Below are 23701 nucleotides of genomic sequence, written 5' to 3'. Positions count from 1 at the left end.
AATATTATAAAATCTTCATTTCACGCAGTAATTGGCGAGTTTCAACCATAGGTAAACCGACAACAGCGGAATAGCTCCCCTCAATACGCTCAACAAAGCTACCACCTAATGCTTGTATACCGTAGGCCCCTGCTTTATCCATTGGCTCACCCGTAGCAATGTAAGCTAAAATATCGGCTTGGGATAAGCGGCAAAACTGCACTTTAGTTTCAACTAGACGGGTTAATATTCGCTCACTATCAATTAATGCAACCGCTGTGATGACCGAATGCATATGACCTGATAATTCAGATAATATATTCAGAGCATCAGCTTCATTTTTGGGCTTACCTAAAATTTTAGCACCTAACACGACAATAGTATCTGAGCCTAAAACCACGGTGTGCGAAGGTTTATTATTAATATAAACATCGGCATTGAATAATGATAATCCGGCCTGTGCTTTTTCAACTGCGAGACGCACAACAAAAGCCTGAGGAGACTCGGCTAACTGATGCGTTTCATCAATATCTGCAGGTAAAGTGAGGAAGCTAAAACCGGGTTGTGAGAACCCCAACTGAGCCAGTAACTCTTTTCTACGCGGAGAAGCCGAGGCCAGTATTAATTGACTTGATTGCATCATCTTACCTTATATAAACGCCGTATACGGCGTAAAATCCAAAACACCCAAGGCCAGATAATCAAGCTGGAAATCGCAGGTAAAAACAGACTTACGTCAAATTTAGCTGTGCCTACGATAAATTGAACCCAAAAAATCACTAAATGATGTAAACAGATCAAACTCGCTATCATTAGTGACTGCTGCCACATGGGAAAGTTTCGTAATCGTTGAAAATGCAGCACGACAACATAGATAATTAACGACATTGATAGCGCTCTGATCCCCAAATGAGCACCCAACATAATATCCAGCATGACGCCTAAGATCCAAGCCGATAGAATATTGTATCTGTGTGGCAATGCCATCGCCCAATAGATAATCACAAGCAGGAGCCAATCAGGACGCCAATCTTCGACAATATCTGGTAAAGGCATGATTTGAAATAACATTGCGACTAAAAAACTTAACCAAACAACCCAACGACCATTAGCAACATGCATACTCATTGGCTTACCTCAGGGCTTAACTCTGTTTTTTTAGTGGTAGGTAAGTCGGCATCAATCTTATCCACCAAAGTGTTCGGCGCAGGCTTATCAGGCCAAATCAGCAATAAATAACGAATTCTGTCTAATGCCGCTAAAGGTTGAGCAATCACGTTGGCATAACTTTGACCATCATCTTTTATCAAGCTCATAACTCGCGCCACTGGATATCCTTCAGGGAAACGCTTACCTAAACCAGATGAAACAAGTAAATCACCAACACGGATATCAGTGCTTTTAGACACGTAACGTAATTCCAATTCGTCAAGTACCCCCGTGCCATTAGCCACGACTCTAACGTCATTACGCGTTATCCTCACTGGGATAGCATGCGTCACATCGGATATGAGCAATACGCGACAACTTAGCTCGCTCACCTGCACAACCTGACCAACAACACCTTGTGCATCAACAACAGGTTGACCAACAAAGACACCGCTTCTCGAACCATGGTTTAACACCACATATTGATGATAGGGATCGCTAGCCACTTCCATCACTTCAGCAACGATCTTCTTCGCATCTAGGTGCACTGGAGAACCCAGTAAAGATCGCAGGCGGTCATTTTCTTGTCTTAGGTGCTCGAATCTTTGTAATCGCTCGCTCATCAATAGTTGCTGTCTAAGTAGCTCTCGGTTTTGTTGAGCTAACATATTGCGAGTCGCTAAGCTTTCCGCTGACCAATCTAGCAGCGCACCGGGAACATTAGCCACATATTGCAAAGGGCTTAACACCGATGAGATAGATTTACGTACAGGATCAAGCCGACTGTTCGCCACAAGAAGGAACACCGACAAAATAATGGCCAGTGTCAGTCTGAATTGGTTAGAAATACCACGAGCAAAAATGGGTTTCATAAAAAACTATAAGTAATGAAAAGAGCTAGTTGGAACAAGCTTACGACATGATCATGAAAAAGGCGGTAAAATACCGCCTTTTCAGCGTAGATTAGTTTTCTTCCGAGAAAAGATCGCCACCATGCATATCGATCATCTCTAACGCTTTGCCGCCACCGCGAGCTACACACGTCAATGGATCGTCGGCAACCATCACAGGAATCCCTGTCTCTTGCATAAGCAAACGATCAAGATCACGAATTAAAGCACCGCCGCCAGTCAGTACCATACCACGCTCAGAAATATCCGATGCCAATTCTGGTGGAGATTGCTCAAGTGCTACCATAACAGCACTGACGATGCCAGAAAGCGGCTCTTGGAGTGCTTCTAGGATCTCATTACTATTTAAAGTAAAGCTTCGCGGGACACCTTCAGCTAAATTACGGCCACGTACTTCAATTTCAAGTACTTCATCACCTGGGTATGCCGTCCCAATAGTGTGCTTAATGCGTTCAGCTGTCGCTTCACCAATTAAACTACCATAATTACGACGAACGTAATTAATAATAGCATCATCAAATTTATCACCGCCGATGCGTACCGAAGAGGAATAAACCACACCATTTAACGAAATAATCGCCACTTCAGTGGTACCACCACCGATATCGACAACCATAGAACCTGTGGCTTCAGATACCGGTAAACCAGCACCAATTGCCGCCGCCATCGGCTCTTCAATGAGATAAACTTCACGTGCACCGGCACCCATAGCGGATTCTCTGATAGCACGTCGCTCAACTTGCGTTGCCCCTACAGGCACACACACCAACACTCGAGGGCTAGGGCGAAATACACTGTTGTTATGCACTTGCTTAATAAAATGCTGCAACATTTTCTCTGTCACATAAAAGTCGGCAATAACACCGTCTTTCATCGGACGAATAGCTTGAATGTTACCAGGAGTACGACCTAGCATCTGTTTAGCTTCAGTACCGACAGCCGCCACAGTCTTTTGTCCACCACTGCCGCGTTCACCGCGTATTGCAACGACTGAAGGTTCGTCCAACACGATCCCTTCTCCGCGAACATAAATGAGAGTGTTAGCCGTACCTAAATCAATCGATAGATCATTAGAAAAAATGCCACGCAGCTTTTTGAACATGTAACCAGCCTGTCTTAGTGGAGTCTGAAAATTGAAAAAATCAGCTAACTCTATCAACGTCACAGCAATGAAACAAGCATCTTATGGTTAACATTTGCTAATGAGGCAATTTATTTGTCTTTATCATGAAAATCATGATAAATATTGATGCTTAATGACAACTAAAACGACGAAATAGCCATAGTAAAGATTCTTCTCTTACTGAATGATAAATAAAGAAGGGGACCTGTCACCACCAAAGCACAATTCACGCCAGCAATTAGTATTCAGCCAAGTCAGTCACAATAACCCAACTCAGTCTATCGAACAAACAAGGTTAATTGACTTCACGCCAATAAATCACTTTATCATGGCCACGGTAAGTCCCGAAAAAAGCAGACGCTCTTGGATCAAAAAGTAAGCTCGGATTACTACCATCATAGTTCCAATACCACTTCAACCATGGTTCAACATGGAGTTTAAGCAAAACTTCACCCGACGCATTCGGCATAAGAAAATAAATATTGTTAATACCAGCACCAACAACACCTTGCTGTTGAGTTAACAAGGGATTTGTGTAGGCATTAATAGTCGGAAAACCACTCGGCAAGGTCATATTCAAGCCTGTCGTCGGAGTTTCGGTGGCATCGGTTGAACTCTGAGTATCATAGACAGAACAGGAATCATTGCCATTTATTATCCAAGTTGGCACGCCTGCTAAAACTTGCCTGACATATTCGGTTCTCAATGATAACCGTAAGCTTTCAGACTCAGGCCCGTAGCCATTTTCAAGTACCATGCGACCGTATCGCAGATCCTCTACGGATATTCTTTTAGCGACACAGTTTCCACTACACAAAGTTGGACTGCTGGCATCCATATTTGGATCCTTAATCAAAGAGCGCACTGGTCCTGATTCAGCATCATCCATAATAACACCGATATTAAGTGACTGATAAGGGCCATCAAATGTGTTAGTAAGCCGACTAAATTTAATATCATCATTCACGACTGCCGTGCCTCGGCTCATTCCTCCGGTATCAGAGGCCGGCCAACTCAATGCTGACAAACCTGATAGCCTCATCGTTCTATCGACACCATCGAGAGTATCTTTCGCAACCAAAGTCGCATTGGCTTTAGCAAAGTCAGCAAAATAATTTTGCGTAATTTCATCAGATGTATTTTTTGCACTCAGGGTCATCATGAGAGAAAAGGGTTGTTCCATATAACTAAAACTGCTGCAAGCAGGTGCAATACTCGCATCAGACAACTCAAAATAAGCAGGAACAAAGCGGCCAATAAAATCACTGGTCCCAGAATCGATTAGCCTATCGGCGCCTAAATATGACAAAGGTGGATTAGCGGTAAGGGTAAAAACACCGACTTCTGAGACCGCACGCGTGAGACTATTAATGCCATTTGCAGCACTGGTATGATCATAATCACTAATAGTAGCCGCATCGACCCCACCAGCAGGGTCCACTAAGTTGAAGCTGAGCTCAATACCTTGATGAACGTAATTTGGCGTCGATAAGTTATCACATAAATCTGTATCGCCATCCACTTGCCAAGCCATCGCTTGCACATCAAATGGCACACTCTCACCGGCCATTTTATAAACAGGACAAGAGATATTCCCTGCGGTACAAGTTTGCTCAGGTACGACACATAACCCTTTAGGATAACGAACGAAAGTATCAGCACCGTTCATGACCAATCCTGCGTCATCACCTGTGCCGGTATAACGGGCATTTAACGTCATTTGCCCAGCATCAGCATAATTGACATCGATGCTTGCTTGCCCTTGAGCATTAAAGGTTAAATTGAGCCCTACAGCACCGGCTAAGTTTAACCCAGCGTCAATTTGAGTGGCACCAGACTTGACCTTAATTCTTTGTGAGCCTGAGTTTGGACTGGTATAATCATTCCAAAATGCTACCGATTTAGTTTCACCTGCAAAGTTTGTAATGCATTGCTTAGTCAGCTCATCTGTTTTGACGGCATTGACGAGTATATTGGTTGAAAATTTATTAGCAAACTCATCTGGGATACCAATATAGGGTACGGCATTGACATCCCCAAATACAAAGCCACTCTCGGCATAGGTTAAGGTACAATTCTGCGCCGAAGGTGCTGAAGCTCCGATACGACAAAGTGTTTGACTAAAGGGTTTGGCACCAGGGATTGATCCGGTCACCCCAATACTCACATCCCCAAGCGTGGTTTTTCTCAACTGGATTTGAGCGCTACCACCACTGAAAGTCACTTGATTTCCCACCACTCCGGTCCCGCTCCATCCACCGCCGCCAGAAACAGACGCAGGGCTCAAAGTAACAATTACCTCATCAGGGATCGTTTGAGAGCAATCTGCATTGGCGCAAGCCGTGATAGTCAGGTTCTCTGGCGCACATGTCAAACCGGTCCCTGAATGAGTAAACTCAAAATGATCGATAACCACACCAATAGGCCGAGATTCTAATGCGCATACTTCAATGTTATCGATTTCATGAATATTATCTGCTCCACCAGTAGAGCCGGTTAGTGACAGAATAAAATCCTGCGGCACTGCTGCTTGACCCGTTTCGCTCGCCGCATCAAAAGCGGGGATGATAGAAACAAACCCTGCACTGGTTTTTCGCTCAACCTCGACGATTGACTGCCCCAATACTCTAGAGTCAACAGTAATACGGTACCTGTGTGTCGGACTGCCATTATTATTATCTACTGTAGGAGATAAACAATTGCCATTCGTATTGGTCGTCCCATTATTACAAGTTCCCTTGAGGTAACGATAGCCAGTCGTGCCAGCACCTGAGCCACGTAAAGTCACACTTTGACGCCGCCGCCCAATGTTGCTGCTGCCTCCCTCGGCAGAAAAATTACCATACTCGTCAATACCTACGCCTAACCAGCCACCAGCAAAGCCATCGATCCCAGACCTAAACCCATAGCCTAATGGCCCACCAAACGCTCCAGGTTGTGGGGTAATACTTGAATCAGACAAAACCACCGCAATACCATCTGCACCGCTGCCACCATAGGCAAAATGATCAAACTCTATAATGACGAGATTATCATCTGCAAGAAATAATCGCTGATAAGTGGTCGATGTTGACTGATACCTTATATTTTGAGTCTGTCGTAAACGGCCATTTACAATGGCTGGAATAAAGCTACCGCTGCTACTCGCAACCACCCAGTTATCCGTTAAACTACCTTGAGAGAAATCATCATTAAAACATGTTAATGTTCGCTCTTTTTTCTCCAGCGCAACAAAACTATAGAACTCGTACACGTGACTTCTCTCGTTGTCCCTATATGTGTCCTCATCAATCACCATGCTAACGCTGTTATTGGTCAACTCACAACGCCTTAACCACCCCCCATCAGTGCCACGTCTGGAATTTTTACCTCCAACTAAAGTCGGCACACCAGTGAAGCCACTTAAGACCCCCTCACTCGCACATTGAGCCGATAAATTACCTGAGTTATTAAAAAGTGTTCGATATTGACGCCCAAATTGATAAATAATTTCATCACCGTCAAAATTAAAAGTACCAGTCCCTTCTTCAATCGCAAGATAACCGATCTTTTCATTTTGTAATGAATTAATGTTTCCTGGTTGACAACGGTTCCCAGAGTAAACTTCAGAAGCCTCCATTGCGATTTCTATACCAGTATTATTAAACTCTGACGTTGTCGTTAACCAACAATTGTTAATAGAGGTTTGCTTTTGATGCAAGACAACATTCAGATCTGAATCAAGAGAGACATCCATATATGGATTATTATTAACACGGAACGCCTGATTGTGATTAATAATTTTAGCCACTAGCTTGGTACCATCCGAAAGCGTATGTTCACCGGGCGTCACAGCAATCCAATGCACCTCAGCCATAGGAAGCGACGCTTTATAACGATTACTGGGACTAGCAGGCTCCTGCTGACTCCACGTAAATCCGGTGTTTGTCATATCAGCAGGCCACACCGAAGCAGGGCCGTCATTACTGTCAGGGTTATTAGTTGAAATTGTTGGCATTAAAAAAATGATTGGTATCACATCGGTATCAAAAGCTTTATCGAAAGTAACAGTCCCTGTCATCGATTTACCAAATTGAATATTAAACGTAGGTGGGATATGAGTACACATGCCCCCAAAATCAGCATCTGAAATTGCACCCGCATCAAAATTAACACCGCTATTACTACCATTGATGGTTATTGTGCCATCGGCTCCCAGTCCACCACTAATCGTCGATTGACCTGACAAACTGACGGTACCTTCGACATACACAATGCCATTAATGGTATTTTGACCCGCCATTGACAAATTATCACGAACATAGATGATCAAATCTTCAGGGTCACCCCCTGCATTCAAATTAGCATTATTCACAGACAATGAATCAAAATATAACCGAGTAGTAGCCCCATTGGTGGTAATATAATTCCCCTGAAAAGTACCCGCTTGATAATTATAATCCCCCGGCAAAAAGTTTGCACTACAGCTACTCGTGCAAGTTAAATTGCCTAAAGCAGAGCCGATGTCTACCGGATCTTCAAAGCCAATATCGAGTCCACTGCTTGACGGTTCGGTAAAAACCTCATCACATTGTGGAACAGCCACAGCGATAAGTGGCAGTAATGACGCATAAAAAAACAACCAAGGGATCATCTTACCCACGCGCTTCTACCTCCACTTGGCGACTGACCCGTAAACAGTTGCCATCATTAACCGTGCAATTACCGGTTTGACAAGTTGCGGTACTGCTAATTCGGTACAAGGTGGTACTGCCAATGATGTTGCTATCATCACAGATCAGCTCAATACTGCACCGGTGAAAACCCACCAATGTGGGGTTTTCATTACCAATATCCCATGAACTGGACACATTTGCGCATAAGGCCGGCGTATTATCTAACGGCAGCAACTCGGCTAACGCTCTATCAGCACCAGAATTCGCTGCAGCAAAAGCGCGTGTTCCCCATACTTCAATATTGACCTGTTCATCTGCATCTTCTAGGACCTTGAGCAACGCTGTGGCCATTAAAAACATCACTGTGATAACAAATATACCGATAACAAGAGCACTGCCAGATTGCCGCAATGATCTCGAATGACCATAGGCACTTTTAGAGCTTTGAAGGTAATGCCATTGACTAGGGAACATTAATTACCTGCACTTGGTGTTGGTATTGAAACGCTTGGCCATTGACTGAAAACCTAGGTGCTAATTGCAACATGGCATTATTAACTAAATTAGTTCCTGTTAACCTAATCGGTGCATCAATTGGAATCGATAAATTATTTGTTATATTTTCGGCCATTAACACCCCATTAGTATTGGGAGTCATTTGCACCGAATTCAAGCCATAATTGGCATACCGTCTTAGCTCACCTGCCGATTCAAAACAGTAACTAACCGCATCATCAATCATATAATATCGTTGGATTGGTGATGACTCAGCAAAACGCACCGCAGCATCGAAAGTTACCACGCCAGTTGCAGCAATAAAGCTACTAACATCAAATAAACGCCCATCACTTCCTGGTGAGGTCACTGTATACACATGACTATTTGTTAGAGGATAAACCAATAATTTATGTGCTGGGTTGATCCCTTGAGATGGGGTGAAAACAATCCCAGTATTACTGCTAGCAGAAGGAGAAAAAGGTAAATCAACATATGATGCACTCGCCTGAATAGGCACAAACTCGACACACTGATAAAAGACTCCAGCAGTATCACCTGAGGTCAGACGTAAGCTATTTGGCAGCGCATTTCTCAACTCTCTGGTCATTCTCTCTATGGCAAATCGGCTCTGAGCCAACACTTGCTCTACTGAAGTAGACTCGACAAAAATACGTGTCCCCAATACCACAAAACTGCTTACACCAAGCACTAACACACCTAAAATAATGATCACAGTCACCATCTCAACCAGTGTAAACCCACGGCTTGTTTTGGCATTTATTAACCTCACCATCAGTAATTACTCCTAATGATATTATAGGTGATCACTTCCTTATTGGGCGTGGTTACTCTAATAGTGACAAGCTTGCTGTTTAAATCGGTACTTGGGTTAAGATAAACTACATTCACCGATAATAAGTATCTAGTGTACTGGCTCGCATACGTCAGGGTCGAATTGAGCATGGTGTCGTTTTCACTTAGCCCATGATAATCATCAACATCATTGTAATTATTTCGCGTCTCACCCTCAGGGCCTAAATTAGCGACAGTAGTACAAGCAACACCAGCGGGTAGACCTAAAGGAATATTAGCCGCTGCCCCACAAGCAGGTATACCACCATTCGCATCTGTGTTTTGATCGTAACGCTTGCCCCAAATTTCATTAAGAACAGAGTGAGCCAATTCAGCAGAGCGTACCCGATGTAAAGTCTTAGCGGCGCGGTCAGCTTGAGGAAATAACATGGTCGATAACATCACTAAGGCAATACTCAAGACGACCATACCAACCACTAACTCAATTAAGGTAAACCCTTTAACACGTGATTGACTGTTGACTTGCGTAAGCAAATTAGCGGCCATGGATATACCCCTGACTCTCGACATTGACGACTAACTTGTCAGCAGCAATCACATTAATGCATGCCCCTGCACACCCCAAGCTGGAGACGCCATTACTGTTACGAAAATCCATATTAAAACTATCACTTGCGTTACTCACCAAAGACAAACTGGCACCGCCTTCGAAGGCTCGCTTCGACTCAGTAGGGAGAGCAATGCTAGTACATGTTAAGTCACTAAACCTTTGCAATTGATAACCTTGGGCATCAACAGCAACGCGATAGCAACGCCCCTGATTATTCATTGCCAACAACTGAGCTTTACGTAGCTCACTAATAAACTCATCGCGTAAGGTAAAAGCGCTGTAACTGGAACTTGTCATCATGCGAGGTAATACAATCACTGAGAGTATGCCAATTAATAACATGGTGGTGACTAGCTCGACTAGCGTGAAACCCAACTTTTTGTGCATCTGTTCTTACCTGTAAATTCGATCGACTTTACGCTCAGTATGATGGTTTACTCACTAACGCTATCAACTAAAATACTTATCCTATTGATATAAAGTTAAACCTTTAACTGTGTAGGCATGTATTTGAATGGGGAATGGTAAAAAGCCTGTATGACAGGCTTTTTACCAAAGTAAAAGTAAAAATCAATTTAACAAGCGAAATTAACTCCAGCATAAAGCGTATATGTCGGGGGAGCTGTGGCTGTGGCCACCGCATACACAAAGTTACACGTCGCAGCCGTTGCCCCTGCTGGGCTAATGGTCAGTTGACCAGTGGCGGCCGTTATCGTCCAATTACCCAAGTCAATATCCATCGCTGCTGCAAGTGCAGCGCCATCAGCGGGTAGGTAACCATACACGGTGAGTATTGGGGTTCCGGTGCCCATATCGACACCTGTAGGATTCCCAGTATTGGCCGCCCAAGCTGTTGCATCGGCAATACGCTCCTCACCCGCTAACGCCGCTTTTGAAAACACCAGTGAGTTAGCCCCTTGTAAAGCAGACCTAAACCCCTCTAAGGTGGACGCTCTTGCATCCCCTTGAAGATTAATAAATTTAGGGGCTGCCGTGACCGCCAAAATCCCTAAAATAATGATCACTACAACCAACTCAATTAACGTAAAACCTTGTTGTTTTGCTCTTCTCATTGCCTATCTCCTTCGGCTCTGCTTAACTCGCTGATTGTGACCATAACTCATAACACCGTTACTTTAGCTGATCTGAGAATCTAACTAGTGTATTTAAGCTTAGTAAAGTATTGAGCTTTTTGACAAGTATGGACTAATATGGACAAGTAAAAAGTAGGTAATTATAGTCATTATTGATGAATCGCTAGGTCTACCAACCAGTAATACGGTAGGAATATTCACCCGCCAGAGTGCATCAAAACAATATTAATCTGCATCCATATGGCTCAGTCAAGCGACAAAAATCATCACTCATTTGAAAAACTCACCACTTGGCCCGTTCCAGGGTTGTAGGTCACCCCTTTCACTGCAAAGGTCGATAAACTAGGTTGCGGGTTGGCAACGCCTGTTGTGGGATCTAGCTTCAGCGATGCAATTAAATGATAAACACATATATCTAATCCTGATACTTGTGCCCCCGTAATAGTGGTGCCTGCACCGCCAATATTTTCAATCACACTGACGACATACCTTTGCTTTCGGGCGTCTTGATTTATCTGTACATTGCGGGGTGCATTTTGCAAAACGGCACTGAAGACTTCCTGGCACGTTATATTGGTCATCGCCGTCGCATCTGTGTTTCCAGAACCTGAATTGGACGCTCCAGTGGGGAAACCAAATCTTTCATCAAGATAGACCCTAGTGCCGTCAAGGATCACAGAGTCATCCCTACGGCCATCGACTTCCCATTGAGCACGCACAAAACCCACCGCAGTGGATAAACCACCCGATACACCATCAATACTGGCATCTTCTGCATCATCGGTAACATTTAAAAAACGTGGGATTGCCGTCGCAGCTAACAAACCTAAAATCACGATCACTATCACAAGTTCAATTAATGAAAACCCTTGTAGTGTTCTTCCCTTTTGGTTGTCCATAAACCCATCTCCTATTCACAATATTTAAACGGCTAATCAGTCTTTAGTTAACAAGGTCACTCGACCAGAGTTAAGTTCATAACTTAATTGTCCTGAATGCTCGCTAATATAATGACAGACACCTCCCGAAGCATCAAAATCTGTCACAATTGATTGTCGCTCTGTTTCACGACCCAATAATTGCTTCCAAAGTTGTTTGCATCCCAACTTGTCTCTCTGATTGAGCAGAGGCCAGCCACTATCGCTCATCTTAATCAGATTTAACTTTTTATCGACCTGTTGATGCTGGTTAAAATCTTCAAAGCTATCCCACTCTAAGTTCAGCAAAGCTGGCCTCCCTTGAGAAAACCACTGGGCTTTTACCATCGACAATAAATGAATCAACTTAGTATGATCAACCTCTAAGTTTTGAGCGCCAACTTTGTCCACAGAATGAAAATACTTAACCCCTAAAATGGTGAGCAATGCCACCATAAGCAACAAAGAAACAGACTTGCCTAATAACTGCAGCAATTCAGTGTCAGCTTTTTGTTGGTTTAACATAATTTTTTATCTCCAGCTTTAATGCCTGTTACTTACCACCTTTGACCACATTGAGCATGTCCCACATAGGTAAGTAAATCCCCAGTGCCAATACCAGTACAATACACGATACAAACCCTATCAATATCGGCTCTAATTTAGCGGTTAAGTTTTTCAAATCATAATCCACTTCACCCTCATAAAAATCTGCAGCATCATTAAGCAACTGATCTATTTGACCTGTCTCTTCCCCTACAGCCACCATCTGCAAGACCAAAGGTGTAAAAAGATGACTCTGATTACACACTCTTAACATAGAATCTCCGGACTCAATACCCCGCCTCATACCGACAATGCGATCATGCATATAAGCGTTATCGACCGCATCAGCGACCAAACTCAACGCTTGTGTCATGGGGACTCCCGCTCCTAGCATCATAGAAAAACTGCGGCAATAGCGCGACAAGGTTGAACGCTCGATAATACTGCCTACTGCGGGGATACGTAATTTCCATTCATCCCATTTTTTTTGTCCTTGTTCAGTGCTATGCCAGTAACGAATCCCAATATACCCACCACCAGCGGCGAGCAACATGGCTGGCCAATAATTGACAAATAAGCTTGAGGTGCCTATCAATACCTTAGTTGCCCATGGAAGGTCTGCACCAAAGCGAGAGAACATCTCGGCAAACTTAGGGATCACCATAATATTTAGAATCGCCAATGCTAATGTAATAGCAATCAACACAAAAACGGGGTAACGCATCGCAGCTTTAATGCGACGTCGAGTCTCTTGCTCGCGCTCGATATAACCTGAAAGCTGAATAAAAACATCCTCCAACTTACCCGTGTTTTCACCCACATGGACCATAGACACAAACAATGCACCAAACACGTCAGGGTGATGATTCATCGCCGATGACAGAGGACGACCTGAAGTCAACTGTTCTGAAATATCATGCAAAGCATCCTTCAAACGCTGCGAATGTGTGGTTTCAGACAGGCCTGCAATAGCACGTAAAATAGGAATACCTGAACGGGTCAATGAATACATCTGACGTGAAAAAATCTGCAACTCATCCAATCCAACTTTACTTTTAAATAAACTGGCTAGATTGAAAGACACTCTTTTCTTAACTTCACTTAATTCTAACGGAATAACCGCACGAGATATCAGCTGCTCTGCGGCCGCATTTTCCGTCGCGGCATCCACCACGCCAGTGATCAGAGCGCCTTGTGCATCGCGACCTCGATATTTATAAACAGGCATTCGCTATTCCTATATTGATACCGTTAAGCATGTCCGCTTCTCATCTCTCTCATTCACCCCTCAGACAATGGCTCGCTCGCTTTATCTGTCAACATTGACATTTGCGCTTCAGTGACATCTTCAATTAATTTGGCAACTTCTTCTATCGTCGTCATCCCTTTCGCTAAATACTCCATGGCAGACACTGCTAATGGAGTAAAGTTAGGGCTAAGATGAGCCACTCTTGCAAAATCTTGAGGGTTTCCAGTACGCATTGCATCAATCATGGCCTCATCAAGTTCCAATATTTCAAAAACACCAATACGCCCACGATAACCGCTACCATTGCAGCTCTGACAACCGGCTCCCATCTTAAATGTTGCATTTGAAAAATCTTCCTTGCTAATCGAATCCATCCACGCTTTTTCTGCCGCTGTTAACTGATAATCTGCTGAACAGTTATGACATATACGCCTCACGAGTCTCTGAGCAATGATCACCCTAAGTGCACTCGCTACAAGGTAGCTTGCCGCCCCCATATCCAATAAACGCAGCGCGCTAGTGACCGCATCGTTAGTATGTAACGTCGATAGCACAAAGTGACCCGTTAGTGCTCCTCTAAGTCCTATCTCTACCGTTTCTTGATCACGCATTTCACCCACCATAATAATATCGGGATCCTGACGTAACGTCGTTCTTAATACACTCGCAAAATCTAAGCCTATCTTATGATTTACCTGAACCTGATTAATTCTCGCCAGTTGATACTCCACTGGGTCTTCTACTGTAATTATTTTCCGAGTCGCTGTATTTAGCTCACTTAACACACCATAGAGAGTCGTTGTTTTACCGCTCCCCGTAGGACCTGTCACCAGCAGCATACCGTGAGGACGTTTAATCTGTTTACGCACCCGAGCTAAGATTTCTGGCGGCATACCTGTTTCATTCAATGTTAATAATCCAGCGGATTGATCCAATAGACGCATCACCACTGACTCACCATGGTAAATAGGCATGGTCGACATACGGACATCAATTTGGTGGCCTTTAATTTCCATGTGAAATCGACCATCCTGCGGCAGGCGTCTTTCGGAAATATCGAGACCAGCCATCAATTTAAGCCGTAATACCAGTGCCGCTGCAATAGTCGATTCAGGCAGGATATTCTCTTGCAGTTGACCATCAATACGCTGGCGGATCCTCAGCACTTTTTCACCCGGTTCAATATGAACATCTGATGCCCGCATTTGCACTGCATCTTCAAAAATAGAATGCAGTAATTTAACCACAGTGGTTTCATTGTCACTGTCAGTATCTGTCAGACTAGCAAGATCAAATTGATCGTCGGCGGCATATTCTTCTTCAAGTTTTCCTGCAATCGCCGCGATTTGATCCGTTCTACGATAAAGATTATCGAAAGCATCAAGTAATTGCTGCTCTGTGATCACCGCGATTTTCATCAACTTCGGTGTCAGTAGCACCTCAAGGTTATCCATCGCTTGTAGATCCGCCGGATCGCTCATAGCAACAAGTGCACTTTCGCCATTATCTTCTACAACCAGAGCCCTAAAACGACGCGCCTGCACCTCAGGTAATAAATTCACCACTTCACTGGAAATTGATTTCTGACTAATATCAAGAAATGGAATCTTTAACTGTTGAGAGAGAAACCTAAGTAATTGATCTTCGGATAGGCTTTTTAAATCAATCAGGGTACGACCTAATTTTTTACCCGTAATTTTTTGTTCAGCTAAGGCTTCCATCAACTGAGGTTCACTGATGATCGTTTCTTGTACAAGTAAATCACCCAAACGCATCTTTAACTTTGGCTTCACAGACTCTCTCCTAACTGCACCAACCTTGCTTCGATATAATCCACAGCTTGCCTCGACAACCCTTGCTCTGGTACCGCCCTGTAAAAAAGCGCTTGCTCATAGGCGACTACCGCAGTGTCATATTTTTTCTGAGCATCAAGTGCATAGGCTAACCCCATCCACCAACGACTTTGAGTCGCTTCGATTTGCAATAATTGACGGTAGCTCACTTCAGCCAGCGTATAGTTTTTTACTTTTTGCCCTATGCTGCTCTCTAATATCCATTTTTGCTTACTTAACCTGACGCCATCAGGGATCCCCTCTAGCGTTACCAATGCTTGCGCATATTCGCCAGCTGACTGCTGAACTCGGGCCAGTAACATTCGGTAATCCAGTTCCTGAGGAAATAATCTGATACCTTGCTGCAAAATATCACTGCTTTGCATCAAGTGACCTTGACCATAAAAAAGTGCTGCAAGACGCTGCCGCGCTTCATGAAATGCTGGGATCAGAGTTAAGGCTTGATGATAATGCTCAATAGCCTCTTTCTGCTCTCCTTTATCTTCTGCTTGAGTCCCTAATTGGTATTTTTTTTCGGCCAATTGTTTGGCTGATAATCTCACCTCAGTGACGGCCATTGACTGGGGATTATTCGCCATATTTGCTTTATCAACAGCTTGATGCACGATCGGCAATGATACCACTGCGTCTTTGACAGCAACGCGAGCAGGGAAAGGCTTAATTGGCTGATTTTCTATGGGTGCCATTTTCATGGCAAGCTGAACATTTGATGATCTCGGTATAACACTAGCATCAACGACCTGAGCACGGGTATCAACAAGATGGTAGCTTTCCTCTGCAACAGATTCAGTTAGCCCCGAACTCGTTAACACTTGCTTAAATTTAGCCTGTTGAGTGCCCCCTGTATGACTCACATTATCCCAAAGATACCCCACGCAAAATAAGAGTAAAAAACTCACAATAGCCAGTAATACCCAAGGGGTTTTAGCGTAAATAGATACTTGAGATTGCACAGGCTCAACTTGCATATTTTCTAGCGAATATGATTGCTGCCGCTTATCTAACTCCTTAAGCATGGTATTTATCACACTCATAACACCACCCCATCAGACAAGTGCAAACCGACACTCACTAATGCCAACATAACGCCTAGCACAACACACCAAAACCACCTAACCTGTCGCGTCAACTTGGTATCTTGCGTATCTATAATGGCCGCCTTTATATGCTGATAGTTCACTCCATCAGCCCCTTCACCAAAACTAAGTAGCAATGATTTATGAGCCAATATATTGATCAATCTAGGAATACCTCTAGCAGCTTGGGCCAACACTCGAATATCTTTATCAAAAAATAATGGCCCTCCAACTCGGCCTGCTACCGATAAACGATGTTGCACATAGGCACAAGCTTCATCTAACGATAATGGCCTTAACTGGTAACTAAAGGTGATCCTTTGTCTTAGCTGTCTAAAATCATGTAAATTTAAACGCTGATCTAGTTCAGGCTGAGCAAACAATACCACTTGTAATAACTTACGGTTTTCTGTTTCTAAATTAGTAAAAAGTCGCAGTACTTCCAAGCTTTCATCGGGTAATGCTTGCGCTTCATCGAGTACCAGTACAATGGAATGTCCGTATGCTGAAAGCGCTAGTAATTGCTGCTGAATCAATCCCGTTAGCCGCATTTGATCAATATCGACCGAATACTTAAGCCCCAGCTCTAATGCCACCGCCCATCTAAGCTCCGTAGGAGAAAGAGCAGGATTAGGCAGATAGGCACAATGAAATTGGCTAGGTAGTTCATTGATAAGCTTTCGACAAATAAGCGTTTTTCCCGTCCCAACTTCCCCAGTAACTTTAATAAACCCTTCACCTGTTTGTAACGCTATCTGCAGCACTTGTAACGCTTCAATGTGAGGCGATAGCCCGAAAAAGAATTCTGTATTAGGAGTAAGAGAAAAGGGCGTCTTCGCCAACCCAAAGTGTGTCTGGTACAAATTTACAGACCTTGCTCTTTTTCTTCTGGATACCAGCGGTCGAGTAAATCTTTAGAACGCTGTAATTCTTTTTTCCACGTATCCGCCTCTACAACGGTAGGCTTAATGAGCAGAACCAACTCCGTTTTTTGCAATGATTTTTTTCGATTAGTGAACAACTCTCCAATAAATGGAATATCCCCAAGAAAAGGGACTTTAGAAACCACCTCTCCACTCTTGCTTTCCATAAGCCCCCCAATCACAACAACCTCACCCGTTCGCGCTTTAATCACTGTATCTGACTCTCGAATATCACTCTTTGCTAAAGGTAAATTTAACTCCTTGTCCGAGAGGCTAATCGTTTTAATTTGCTCCTCGATTTTAGTCACTGAAGGATGAATATGGAGTAAAACATTACCTTCACCATCTATCTGTGGGGTAACATCTAATGCAATACCCGAAAAAAAAGGAGTCAATTCAACTCCCTGAGATGTGTTACCTGTTGCACCTACTGCAGTGGCTGTATCCGATGACACATCAGTAACAAAATATTCATCGCTACCGACTTTAATCACCGCTTTTTGGTTATTCGTCGCTGTCACCCTAGGGCTTGAAAGTACATCGACATCACCTTGAGTATCGAGCAGGCTAATCATAGTGGTAAAATCGGTCCCTGAAACAGCTAAAGATGTTACCCCTCCTATCACGCTGGTGATCTGATCGCTTATCCCTTCAACACCTGACGTCGAAAACTGAAAATTGGTACTCTCTACATGGCCCAACACATCTTTCCATTCAATACCTTGTTGATAATCATCAGAGAGAGTGACCTCTAAAATTTTAGCTTCTAAAATCACTTGTCGTTGTAAATGAACTTCTGCCGTTTGAAGAAAATTCTCTACCTGACGCAGTTCATTCGGGTACGCCCTTATGGTCACAAGCCCTGCTTGTGGGGTAAGCACAACTTGACGCCCTCCCCCTGAGCTGCCCACAATAGAAATTAATGCTTCTTTTAACTCTCCCCAAAAATTGGTCTTTGTTTGAGAACGAATAAAGGTCCCATTGGTCGCTTCACTGCTCGTTGAATCGGAACTGCTATTACTCGATGAACTTCCAGAATTGTTAGCGCTACTCCCTCCCGAACCTGCGTTATTATCAGAAATCCGACCAGAACTCACCGATGTCAGTGATAATCCTTGTCGTTCCATATGCAAATAGTTTAGTGAAAATGTTTCAGTACGCATGCCAGCGGGATAGACACGTAAAATACGCTTATCGCTGCTAATTTCATAACCATAAATATCCTCAACAACCTGCAGCGCTTCACTCAATGTCACTCCTTTTAATGACAAAGAAATACTGCCTGTCACATCGGGATGTACCGCGACGCTTAACGGTGTTCCTTGGATTAAACTAGGGAAAAAAACCTTAGCATCGATATCTTTAGCTGATACATCAAAACGTCGTTCATTGCTTACTGAGGGTGATAAACCTGATAATAACCCTTGGGAAGTCAGCTCATTTTGAACCGACTCTGGCATTGCCGCTGGTGGAGGGGGCTGATTGTTATTTTCAATTTGAATAGCATCACTCAAAACAGATTGAGACACCACAGGCATGGGTCTGTCGATAGATTGGCAAGCCACTAATATAAACACTAACAAAGGTATCGCTATTTTAATCACTATCATGTGCGCTAGTTCCCTTTAGCTCTGTTATGTTTTGGTACATATTTAATGTTCGCCCATCGGCTAATAATACTGAACTTGTGCCTATTTGAATTATTTTGACCCCTTGCACCCTATCACCAACGATAAAAACTTGCTGGTTAATCACTGCATGGGCATTGTGTCCTTTATTCATCACACTATTAAGCACTAGGGCATTCTCTTGCGCCGATTTAGACAATGGCACGGCATCCGCCCCAAAACCTGGACGTGTTGGATCCCTTAAATTTTCGGCTTGTACCTTAACCGTCAGCATCAGCATCAGCATCAGCATCAGCACGCTCACATTAACCTTGACTTGAAACACTGATAAAGTCCTTATTAATACTCAAGCTATAAAGTTCTAAAACCACATTAGCCACAGGGTATTCATCCACCTCATATTCCATACGCTTCCAATACAACTTACTTGGCATCGCTTCAATAGCTTGAACAAATTTAAATACCGCAAAATAATCCCCTTGAAATGTCAGGCGAATACCATGACTATATAAATTCATTTTTTTGTCTGCACCAACAGGCAGTAGAGGTTTAGGAGCAATAGACTGGAATTCTTGTAGGGTTACCCCTTTTACTTTTTCAAGTAACTGACCTAATAACATCGCCATGTGTTCAGCGGGCACCATATCGACCATTTGAAAAGAAAGCTGCTTATCTACATCGCGACTTTGCTGCTCTAACGCTGAAAACCGAGTGGCATATTCATCATTAGGATCTTGAGCCAGCCTTTTTTTATACGCTTCGGTCTGTTGCATCAATAGGGTATTTTCAACAATAATATTCTTATTTTTCAGTGTTAACTGATCATGCTTAAGCAGCAAAGATCCCAACGGGAAATAACACATCACACCCACAAGTAGAAAAAGAACCGATGCCACCATAAGTCGCTCACGCTGACTTAACACATCAAAGCGGGCAGCTAGCCCTTGCAATTTATCTTTCACTGGCTTCCCTCCGCTCCTGAGATACTGGTTAACGTAAATAAGAGGGGTTGATTTTCACCTCGACTCATCGTCATCGATGCGAACCTTTGCTCCTTTAATGTCTCAGTCATCTTTAGCCTATCAATCCACAGAGGAACACTATGGGGTGTTGATGTAAAACCTTCAAACACGAAATCATCACTTTCAACTTGGAATCGACTTAGCCAAAGACTGTTATTGGCCACTTGAGCAAGATCTTTCATCAATGCAGAATAACCGCTACTGGTGAGTTCCTCTCTTTGATTCAGCTCACCTAATAATATTAGTTTAAATTCAATCTGCTGCGCTATTAAATCGATTTTAGTCACCAATTTTACATCCGGTGAACGCTGGGCTATTTTCGCTTCTAAAGAGACTTTATCCTGTTCAAGAGTCTTTTTTGTACTAGCAAGCTCTTTATATTCAGCCTCCAAACCTAAAACAAAGACATAATTGACCGTCGTGCCAACAAAACTGCAAACCAATATCACCACTAACCCAATAAACATTCGATGGAAAGAAAGCTGTAACTCAACAGGTAAAAGTGATTCTGAATACAGATTAATACGCGTCTTAATGGTCATGTCTGACCCCCCACAACATCCACTTTATCTCGACTCATTTCTTTTAGTGCTAAAATCGCCATTTTTGCCTCAACACTTTCAGCAATAATGGCGTTCACCTCTTGATTAAAGTTAACACTAATTAATTCGGCTAACTTTTCAGCCTGACCATTGATTAGCAACTCGATAGATGACACTGGAGCTTGATGTAACTGGCTTTCAAAATAATCCATAGAACGCTGTAATTCGAGACTTAAATCATCCGCCATCCCTGACACCATCTGTTCAGCGCTAACCGTGTCTATCTGATTAAACCCCCTAACCCTTCGCTGCATATACAGCTCGCCTTGCCTAACAACGGTCAACAATATCTCTTGTCCCGAAAAATGACTGATCACCAATTTCGCTTGTGGCTCCTCCCAAAATAAATTAGTCATTGCCATCTCTTCAATATTTATCCCCACAACCAACATGTCATGCTCTTTAGCCGCTAACACCATGGCTGCCATGCTATTTTTATCAACCACTGCCACAGTCAACTTGGCATCGTTTTGTTGAGGTGATTCAAAATAATCGATATGAATATCGGTAATCGCTTGGCTAACCATATCTTTTACTGTCCACATTAATGCCTGAGTCATTTCCTCTGGCTCAACATTGGGCTTATCGACTAATAACAATTGATAATATGATGAACTTAACGTGACCTGCAGCACAGCTGAACCGAACTCCTTGGACAGAGCGGTAAAAAAACTAGACCAATTAGTGCCATCAAAGATGAATTCTTTTAGCTCAGTTTGGGAGAGGTCTTTATCCTGAACCTCATCAACTTGACGGTAAGCGACAACTTTATCAGCACAAACATAAATCCCGATCTTACCTTTGGTATTAGATTTGTGCCAAAAGGCCAACCGACTAAACAGACTCTTTTTCATCACAAGGTACCTATTTGCCGTTTACGCATATGAGGCTATTACTTGGTTTGTTGGCCATTAACAAGGTGATAATGGTGAATCAATACCAACAAGATTAGCTCACTTCCTACCAAAGTATATAAGCAGATAACAAATTTGGTTGTGAATATTACAATGACTAAGCTTATAATTTTGTAGAAAAACACTGAATTAATATCAGTCGTAAGCGAAAGATAGGCACGCAACTATTGCACGTGTAGCGCATGGGAAAAGGATTAATTGAATGGATGTTTCATTAAATTTTGCTAAACTTTTTCAACCGGATCACTAAACATGCTTCCCTGGCCAGCACTGACCCCTAGGATTTTTAAGGTTTGCCACTCTTCAAGAGACTCGATACCTTCGGCAAAAACCTGTACATCTGTGTGATACAAGCCACCAATGAGACTTCGAATAAACAACTGATTTTCTTGTCTTAGGTGTATTTGACGCACAATCGATCTGTGTAATTTAATGAGGTCAAAGCTGCATTCTTTAATATATTGCGTACCCACAACCTGTTGACCAACTCTGTCAACACACAGATTAGCCCCCATTTTTTTGATCATATCGAGTTGCGAGGCTAACTGGTCCCTATTATTGACCACTATGTCTTCATTGACCTCAAATATCAGCCGTGGAGTAAGATGACGATATTCCAGTAATGTCGTTTTAAACCAATGAATAAAAGCTCTGCTTAACAGGGTGTCTAAGCTTAAATTAATACTATATTGAGTCAGAATATCATGTCGGTCTCCAAGTAAATCAAACAGTACCATTTCGATCACTTGCCGTTCAAATTGAGGAATTAGACCACACTTTATTGCCATAGGAATATACAATGTCGCGCGAATTAAGTTTTGTTGATTATCACGAATTCGGCTCGAAACCTCTAAGTGGTGGATCTTAGAATCACTATCAACAATTGGTTGGGTAAAAACCACTAATCGCTTATTAACTAGTGCGTACTCTAAAAAGCTTCTCCAACGAACTGACCCTTTAGAAAACTCCTCATCCACAGCTCCCTTATCATACATAAACCAACCGCTAGCACCTTGAAATTGCGCGGCTCTTAGAGCACGTTCGGCTTCTTCGATAAGCTGCTCTTTCAACCCACCAACCTTAAAATAGGCGACACCGATATGAAAAAAATCATCGCGGTTAATCATCTCTGGAAAATATTGTGTCATGCAAACTTTAAGGAATTTAGCGGCAAGTTTTTCGACATCTTTAAGTGATATTTGGGGCACAACTATGGCTAGTTGGTTGTAAGAACGACGTGAAAAAATACTGTTTGCTTGGCTATTTAATATTTGATTAATATCATTAATCGTTTGATGTAATATTTCACCTATTGGCTCATCTCCAAACTCTTGTTGCAGTAGATCAAGCGCTTCCATTTCCAATAAAAAAAGCGCTCCTGGAGCCATCATACCCGCATCATTACTTAGTGCATCTAAACGGTTTTTCAGAAATAACCTATTTCCGATACCCGTTTCAGCATCAAGAAAAGTATTTGAGCGGATAAATTGATCAAATCTCGCCCTCTGTTTTTGTGCATCATCTAACTCTAACAACATATGTGTCAACGCACGATTAATCACCCTAGGCTTACCTTCCCCTTTCTCAGCTAAAGCTTGTTCATAGTCACCTTTGAGGATTGATTTACTGCGCAGAGCAAGATCTTCAATACCTTGCAACTGTTCAGACAGCCACAGGTACCCAAAACGAACAAAAACAATAATAAAAATAATACCCGTAAAAAAAACAATTAAGCCATACCAACTAAAACGATACATTTTAAAAGGTTGAGGCAGCTTCATTGATAAGCTGAAACCTGACAACTGCTTATCATAATGAACAAAACTAGTATAATTTTCATTAGAATCATATTGATAAAGAATATGACTCTCATCTTTTAATACAAAATGACTAACCTTGTAAGCAGATAAAATAGCAGGAAGCCAAGATCCTAGGGAGTCTAATGTCCCATCACGATCAAAGTGATCGACTAACATTGCCTCGACTTCAGCCACCTTCTCCTGTTGAAATTTAGAGGTTAACTGCACGAAACTGATTAGTGCTATCAATAAAAAAATTAAGGCGACAGCAGACAATGACAATAACCAAAAACTGGTTAATTTGTTTGTTAAAAGTCGAGTCAGTTTCATGCTCCGCTTC

General features: G+C 42.8%; 22 protein-coding genes. All 22 read right to left on the bottom strand.

The window, feature by feature from the left end:
• Positions 1 to 4 precede the first annotated feature (4 nt).
• The gene (locus HQQ94_RS04350; RefSeq protein ID WP_173293263.1) at positions 5 to 622 is read right to left on the bottom strand and encodes a nucleoside triphosphate pyrophosphatase; all 618 of its coding nucleotides are present in this window, start codon (positions 620 to 622) and stop codon (positions 5 to 7) included.
• Complete coding sequence (gene mreD / locus HQQ94_RS04345; RefSeq protein WP_173293262.1) at positions 619 to 1107, bottom strand: rod shape-determining protein MreD; 489 nt, start codon at positions 1105 to 1107, stop codon at positions 619 to 621. The genes HQQ94_RS04350 and mreD overlap by 4 nt, the downstream gene beginning before the upstream one ends.
• Positions 1104 to 2000, bottom strand: coding sequence for a rod shape-determining protein MreC (gene mreC, locus HQQ94_RS04340; protein WP_173293261.1), 897 nt, complete (start codon positions 1998 to 2000; stop codon positions 1104 to 1106). The genes mreD and mreC overlap by 4 nt, the downstream gene beginning before the upstream one ends.
• Positions 2001 to 2091: 91 nt before the next feature.
• Complete coding sequence (locus HQQ94_RS04335) at positions 2092 to 3141, bottom strand: rod shape-determining protein (protein WP_173293260.1); 1050 nt, start codon at positions 3139 to 3141, stop codon at positions 2092 to 2094.
• A 316-nt stretch (positions 3142 to 3457) separates the two neighbouring features.
• Positions 3458 to 7795, bottom strand: coding sequence for a DUF6701 domain-containing protein (locus HQQ94_RS04330; protein ID WP_309247275.1), 4338 nt, complete (start codon positions 7793 to 7795; stop codon positions 3458 to 3460).
• Between the two features lies 1 nt (position 7796).
• Positions 7797 to 8291, bottom strand: a complete 495-nt coding sequence (locus HQQ94_RS04325) for an MSHA biogenesis protein MshP (protein ID WP_173293258.1) — start codon at positions 8289 to 8291, stop codon at positions 7797 to 7799.
• Positions 8281 to 9108, bottom strand: coding sequence for a PilW family protein (locus HQQ94_RS04320; RefSeq protein ID WP_173293257.1), 828 nt, complete (start codon positions 9106 to 9108; stop codon positions 8281 to 8283). The genes HQQ94_RS04325 and HQQ94_RS04320 overlap by 11 nt, the downstream gene beginning before the upstream one ends.
• Positions 9108 to 9674: a type II secretion system protein gene (locus tag HQQ94_RS04315; RefSeq protein WP_173293256.1), complete on the bottom strand. Its 567-nt coding sequence runs from the start codon at positions 9672 to 9674 to the stop codon at positions 9108 to 9110. The genes HQQ94_RS04320 and HQQ94_RS04315 overlap by 1 nt, the downstream gene beginning before the upstream one ends.
• Positions 9664 to 10125, bottom strand: coding sequence for a type II secretion system protein (locus HQQ94_RS04310; protein WP_173293255.1), 462 nt, complete (start codon positions 10123 to 10125; stop codon positions 9664 to 9666). Before HQQ94_RS04310 ends, HQQ94_RS04315 begins: the two co-directional genes overlap by 11 nt.
• Positions 10126 to 10313: 188 nt before the next feature.
• Complete coding sequence (locus HQQ94_RS04305; protein WP_173293254.1) at positions 10314 to 10811, bottom strand: prepilin-type N-terminal cleavage/methylation domain-containing protein; 498 nt, start codon at positions 10809 to 10811, stop codon at positions 10314 to 10316.
• 287 nt (positions 10812 to 11098) lie between these two features.
• Positions 11099 to 11731 carry a type II secretion system protein gene (locus HQQ94_RS04300; protein WP_173293253.1) on the bottom strand — a complete coding sequence of 211 codons (633 nt, stop codon included), beginning with the start codon at positions 11729 to 11731 and terminating at the stop codon, positions 11099 to 11101.
• Between the two features lie 36 nt (positions 11732 to 11767).
• The gene (locus HQQ94_RS04295) at positions 11768 to 12274 is read right to left on the bottom strand and encodes a hypothetical protein (RefSeq protein WP_173293252.1); all 507 of its coding nucleotides are present in this window, start codon (positions 12272 to 12274) and stop codon (positions 11768 to 11770) included.
• 28 nt (positions 12275 to 12302) lie between these two features.
• Complete coding sequence (locus HQQ94_RS04290) at positions 12303 to 13523, bottom strand: type II secretion system F family protein (protein ID WP_173293251.1); 1221 nt, start codon at positions 13521 to 13523, stop codon at positions 12303 to 12305.
• Between the two features lie 53 nt (positions 13524 to 13576).
• Positions 13577 to 15337 (bottom strand): ATPase, T2SS/T4P/T4SS family, encoded by a 1761-nt coding sequence (locus HQQ94_RS04285; RefSeq protein ID WP_309247232.1) that lies wholly within the window; start codon positions 15335 to 15337, stop codon positions 13577 to 13579.
• Positions 15334 to 16431: a lipopolysaccharide assembly protein LapB gene (locus HQQ94_RS04280; protein WP_173293250.1), complete on the bottom strand. Its 1098-nt coding sequence runs from the start codon at positions 16429 to 16431 to the stop codon at positions 15334 to 15336. Before HQQ94_RS04280 ends, HQQ94_RS04285 begins: the two co-directional genes overlap by 4 nt.
• Complete coding sequence (locus HQQ94_RS04275) at positions 16428 to 17336, bottom strand: ExeA family protein (RefSeq protein ID WP_173293249.1); 909 nt, start codon at positions 17334 to 17336, stop codon at positions 16428 to 16430. The genes HQQ94_RS04280 and HQQ94_RS04275 overlap by 4 nt, the downstream gene beginning before the upstream one ends.
• Before the next feature lie 2 nt (positions 17337 to 17338).
• The gene (gene mshL, locus HQQ94_RS04270) at positions 17339 to 19006 is read right to left on the bottom strand and encodes a pilus (MSHA type) biogenesis protein MshL (RefSeq protein WP_173293248.1); all 1668 of its coding nucleotides are present in this window, start codon (positions 19004 to 19006) and stop codon (positions 17339 to 17341) included.
• A complete protein-coding gene (locus HQQ94_RS04265; RefSeq protein WP_309247231.1) occupies positions 18993 to 19349 on the bottom strand; it encodes an MSHA biogenesis protein MshK in 357 nt (118 codons plus the stop codon). The genes mshL and HQQ94_RS04265 overlap by 14 nt, the downstream gene beginning before the upstream one ends.
• Positions 19330 to 19986: an MSHA biogenesis protein MshJ gene (locus HQQ94_RS04260; protein WP_173293247.1), complete on the bottom strand. Its 657-nt coding sequence runs from the start codon at positions 19984 to 19986 to the stop codon at positions 19330 to 19332. The genes HQQ94_RS04265 and HQQ94_RS04260 overlap by 20 nt, the downstream gene beginning before the upstream one ends.
• The gene (locus tag HQQ94_RS04255; protein WP_173293246.1) at positions 19983 to 20588 is read right to left on the bottom strand and encodes a PilN domain-containing protein; all 606 of its coding nucleotides are present in this window, start codon (positions 20586 to 20588) and stop codon (positions 19983 to 19985) included. The genes HQQ94_RS04260 and HQQ94_RS04255 overlap by 4 nt, the downstream gene beginning before the upstream one ends.
• Positions 20585 to 21502 (bottom strand): MSHA biogenesis protein MshI, encoded by a 918-nt coding sequence (locus HQQ94_RS04250; protein WP_173293245.1) that lies wholly within the window; start codon positions 21500 to 21502, stop codon positions 20585 to 20587. The genes HQQ94_RS04255 and HQQ94_RS04250 overlap by 4 nt, the downstream gene beginning before the upstream one ends.
• 284 nt (positions 21503 to 21786) lie before the next feature.
• Positions 21787 to 23691 (bottom strand): RNase E specificity factor CsrD, encoded by a 1905-nt coding sequence (gene csrD, locus HQQ94_RS04245; RefSeq protein WP_173293244.1) that lies wholly within the window; start codon positions 23689 to 23691, stop codon positions 21787 to 21789.
• Positions 23692 to 23701 lie beyond the last annotated feature (10 nt).

Source organism: Shewanella sp. VB17 (genome assembly GCF_013248905.1).
GTDB lineage: Bacteria > Pseudomonadota > Gammaproteobacteria > Enterobacterales > Shewanellaceae > Shewanella.
This window is presented reverse-complemented; position numbering and strand designations above follow the sequence as displayed.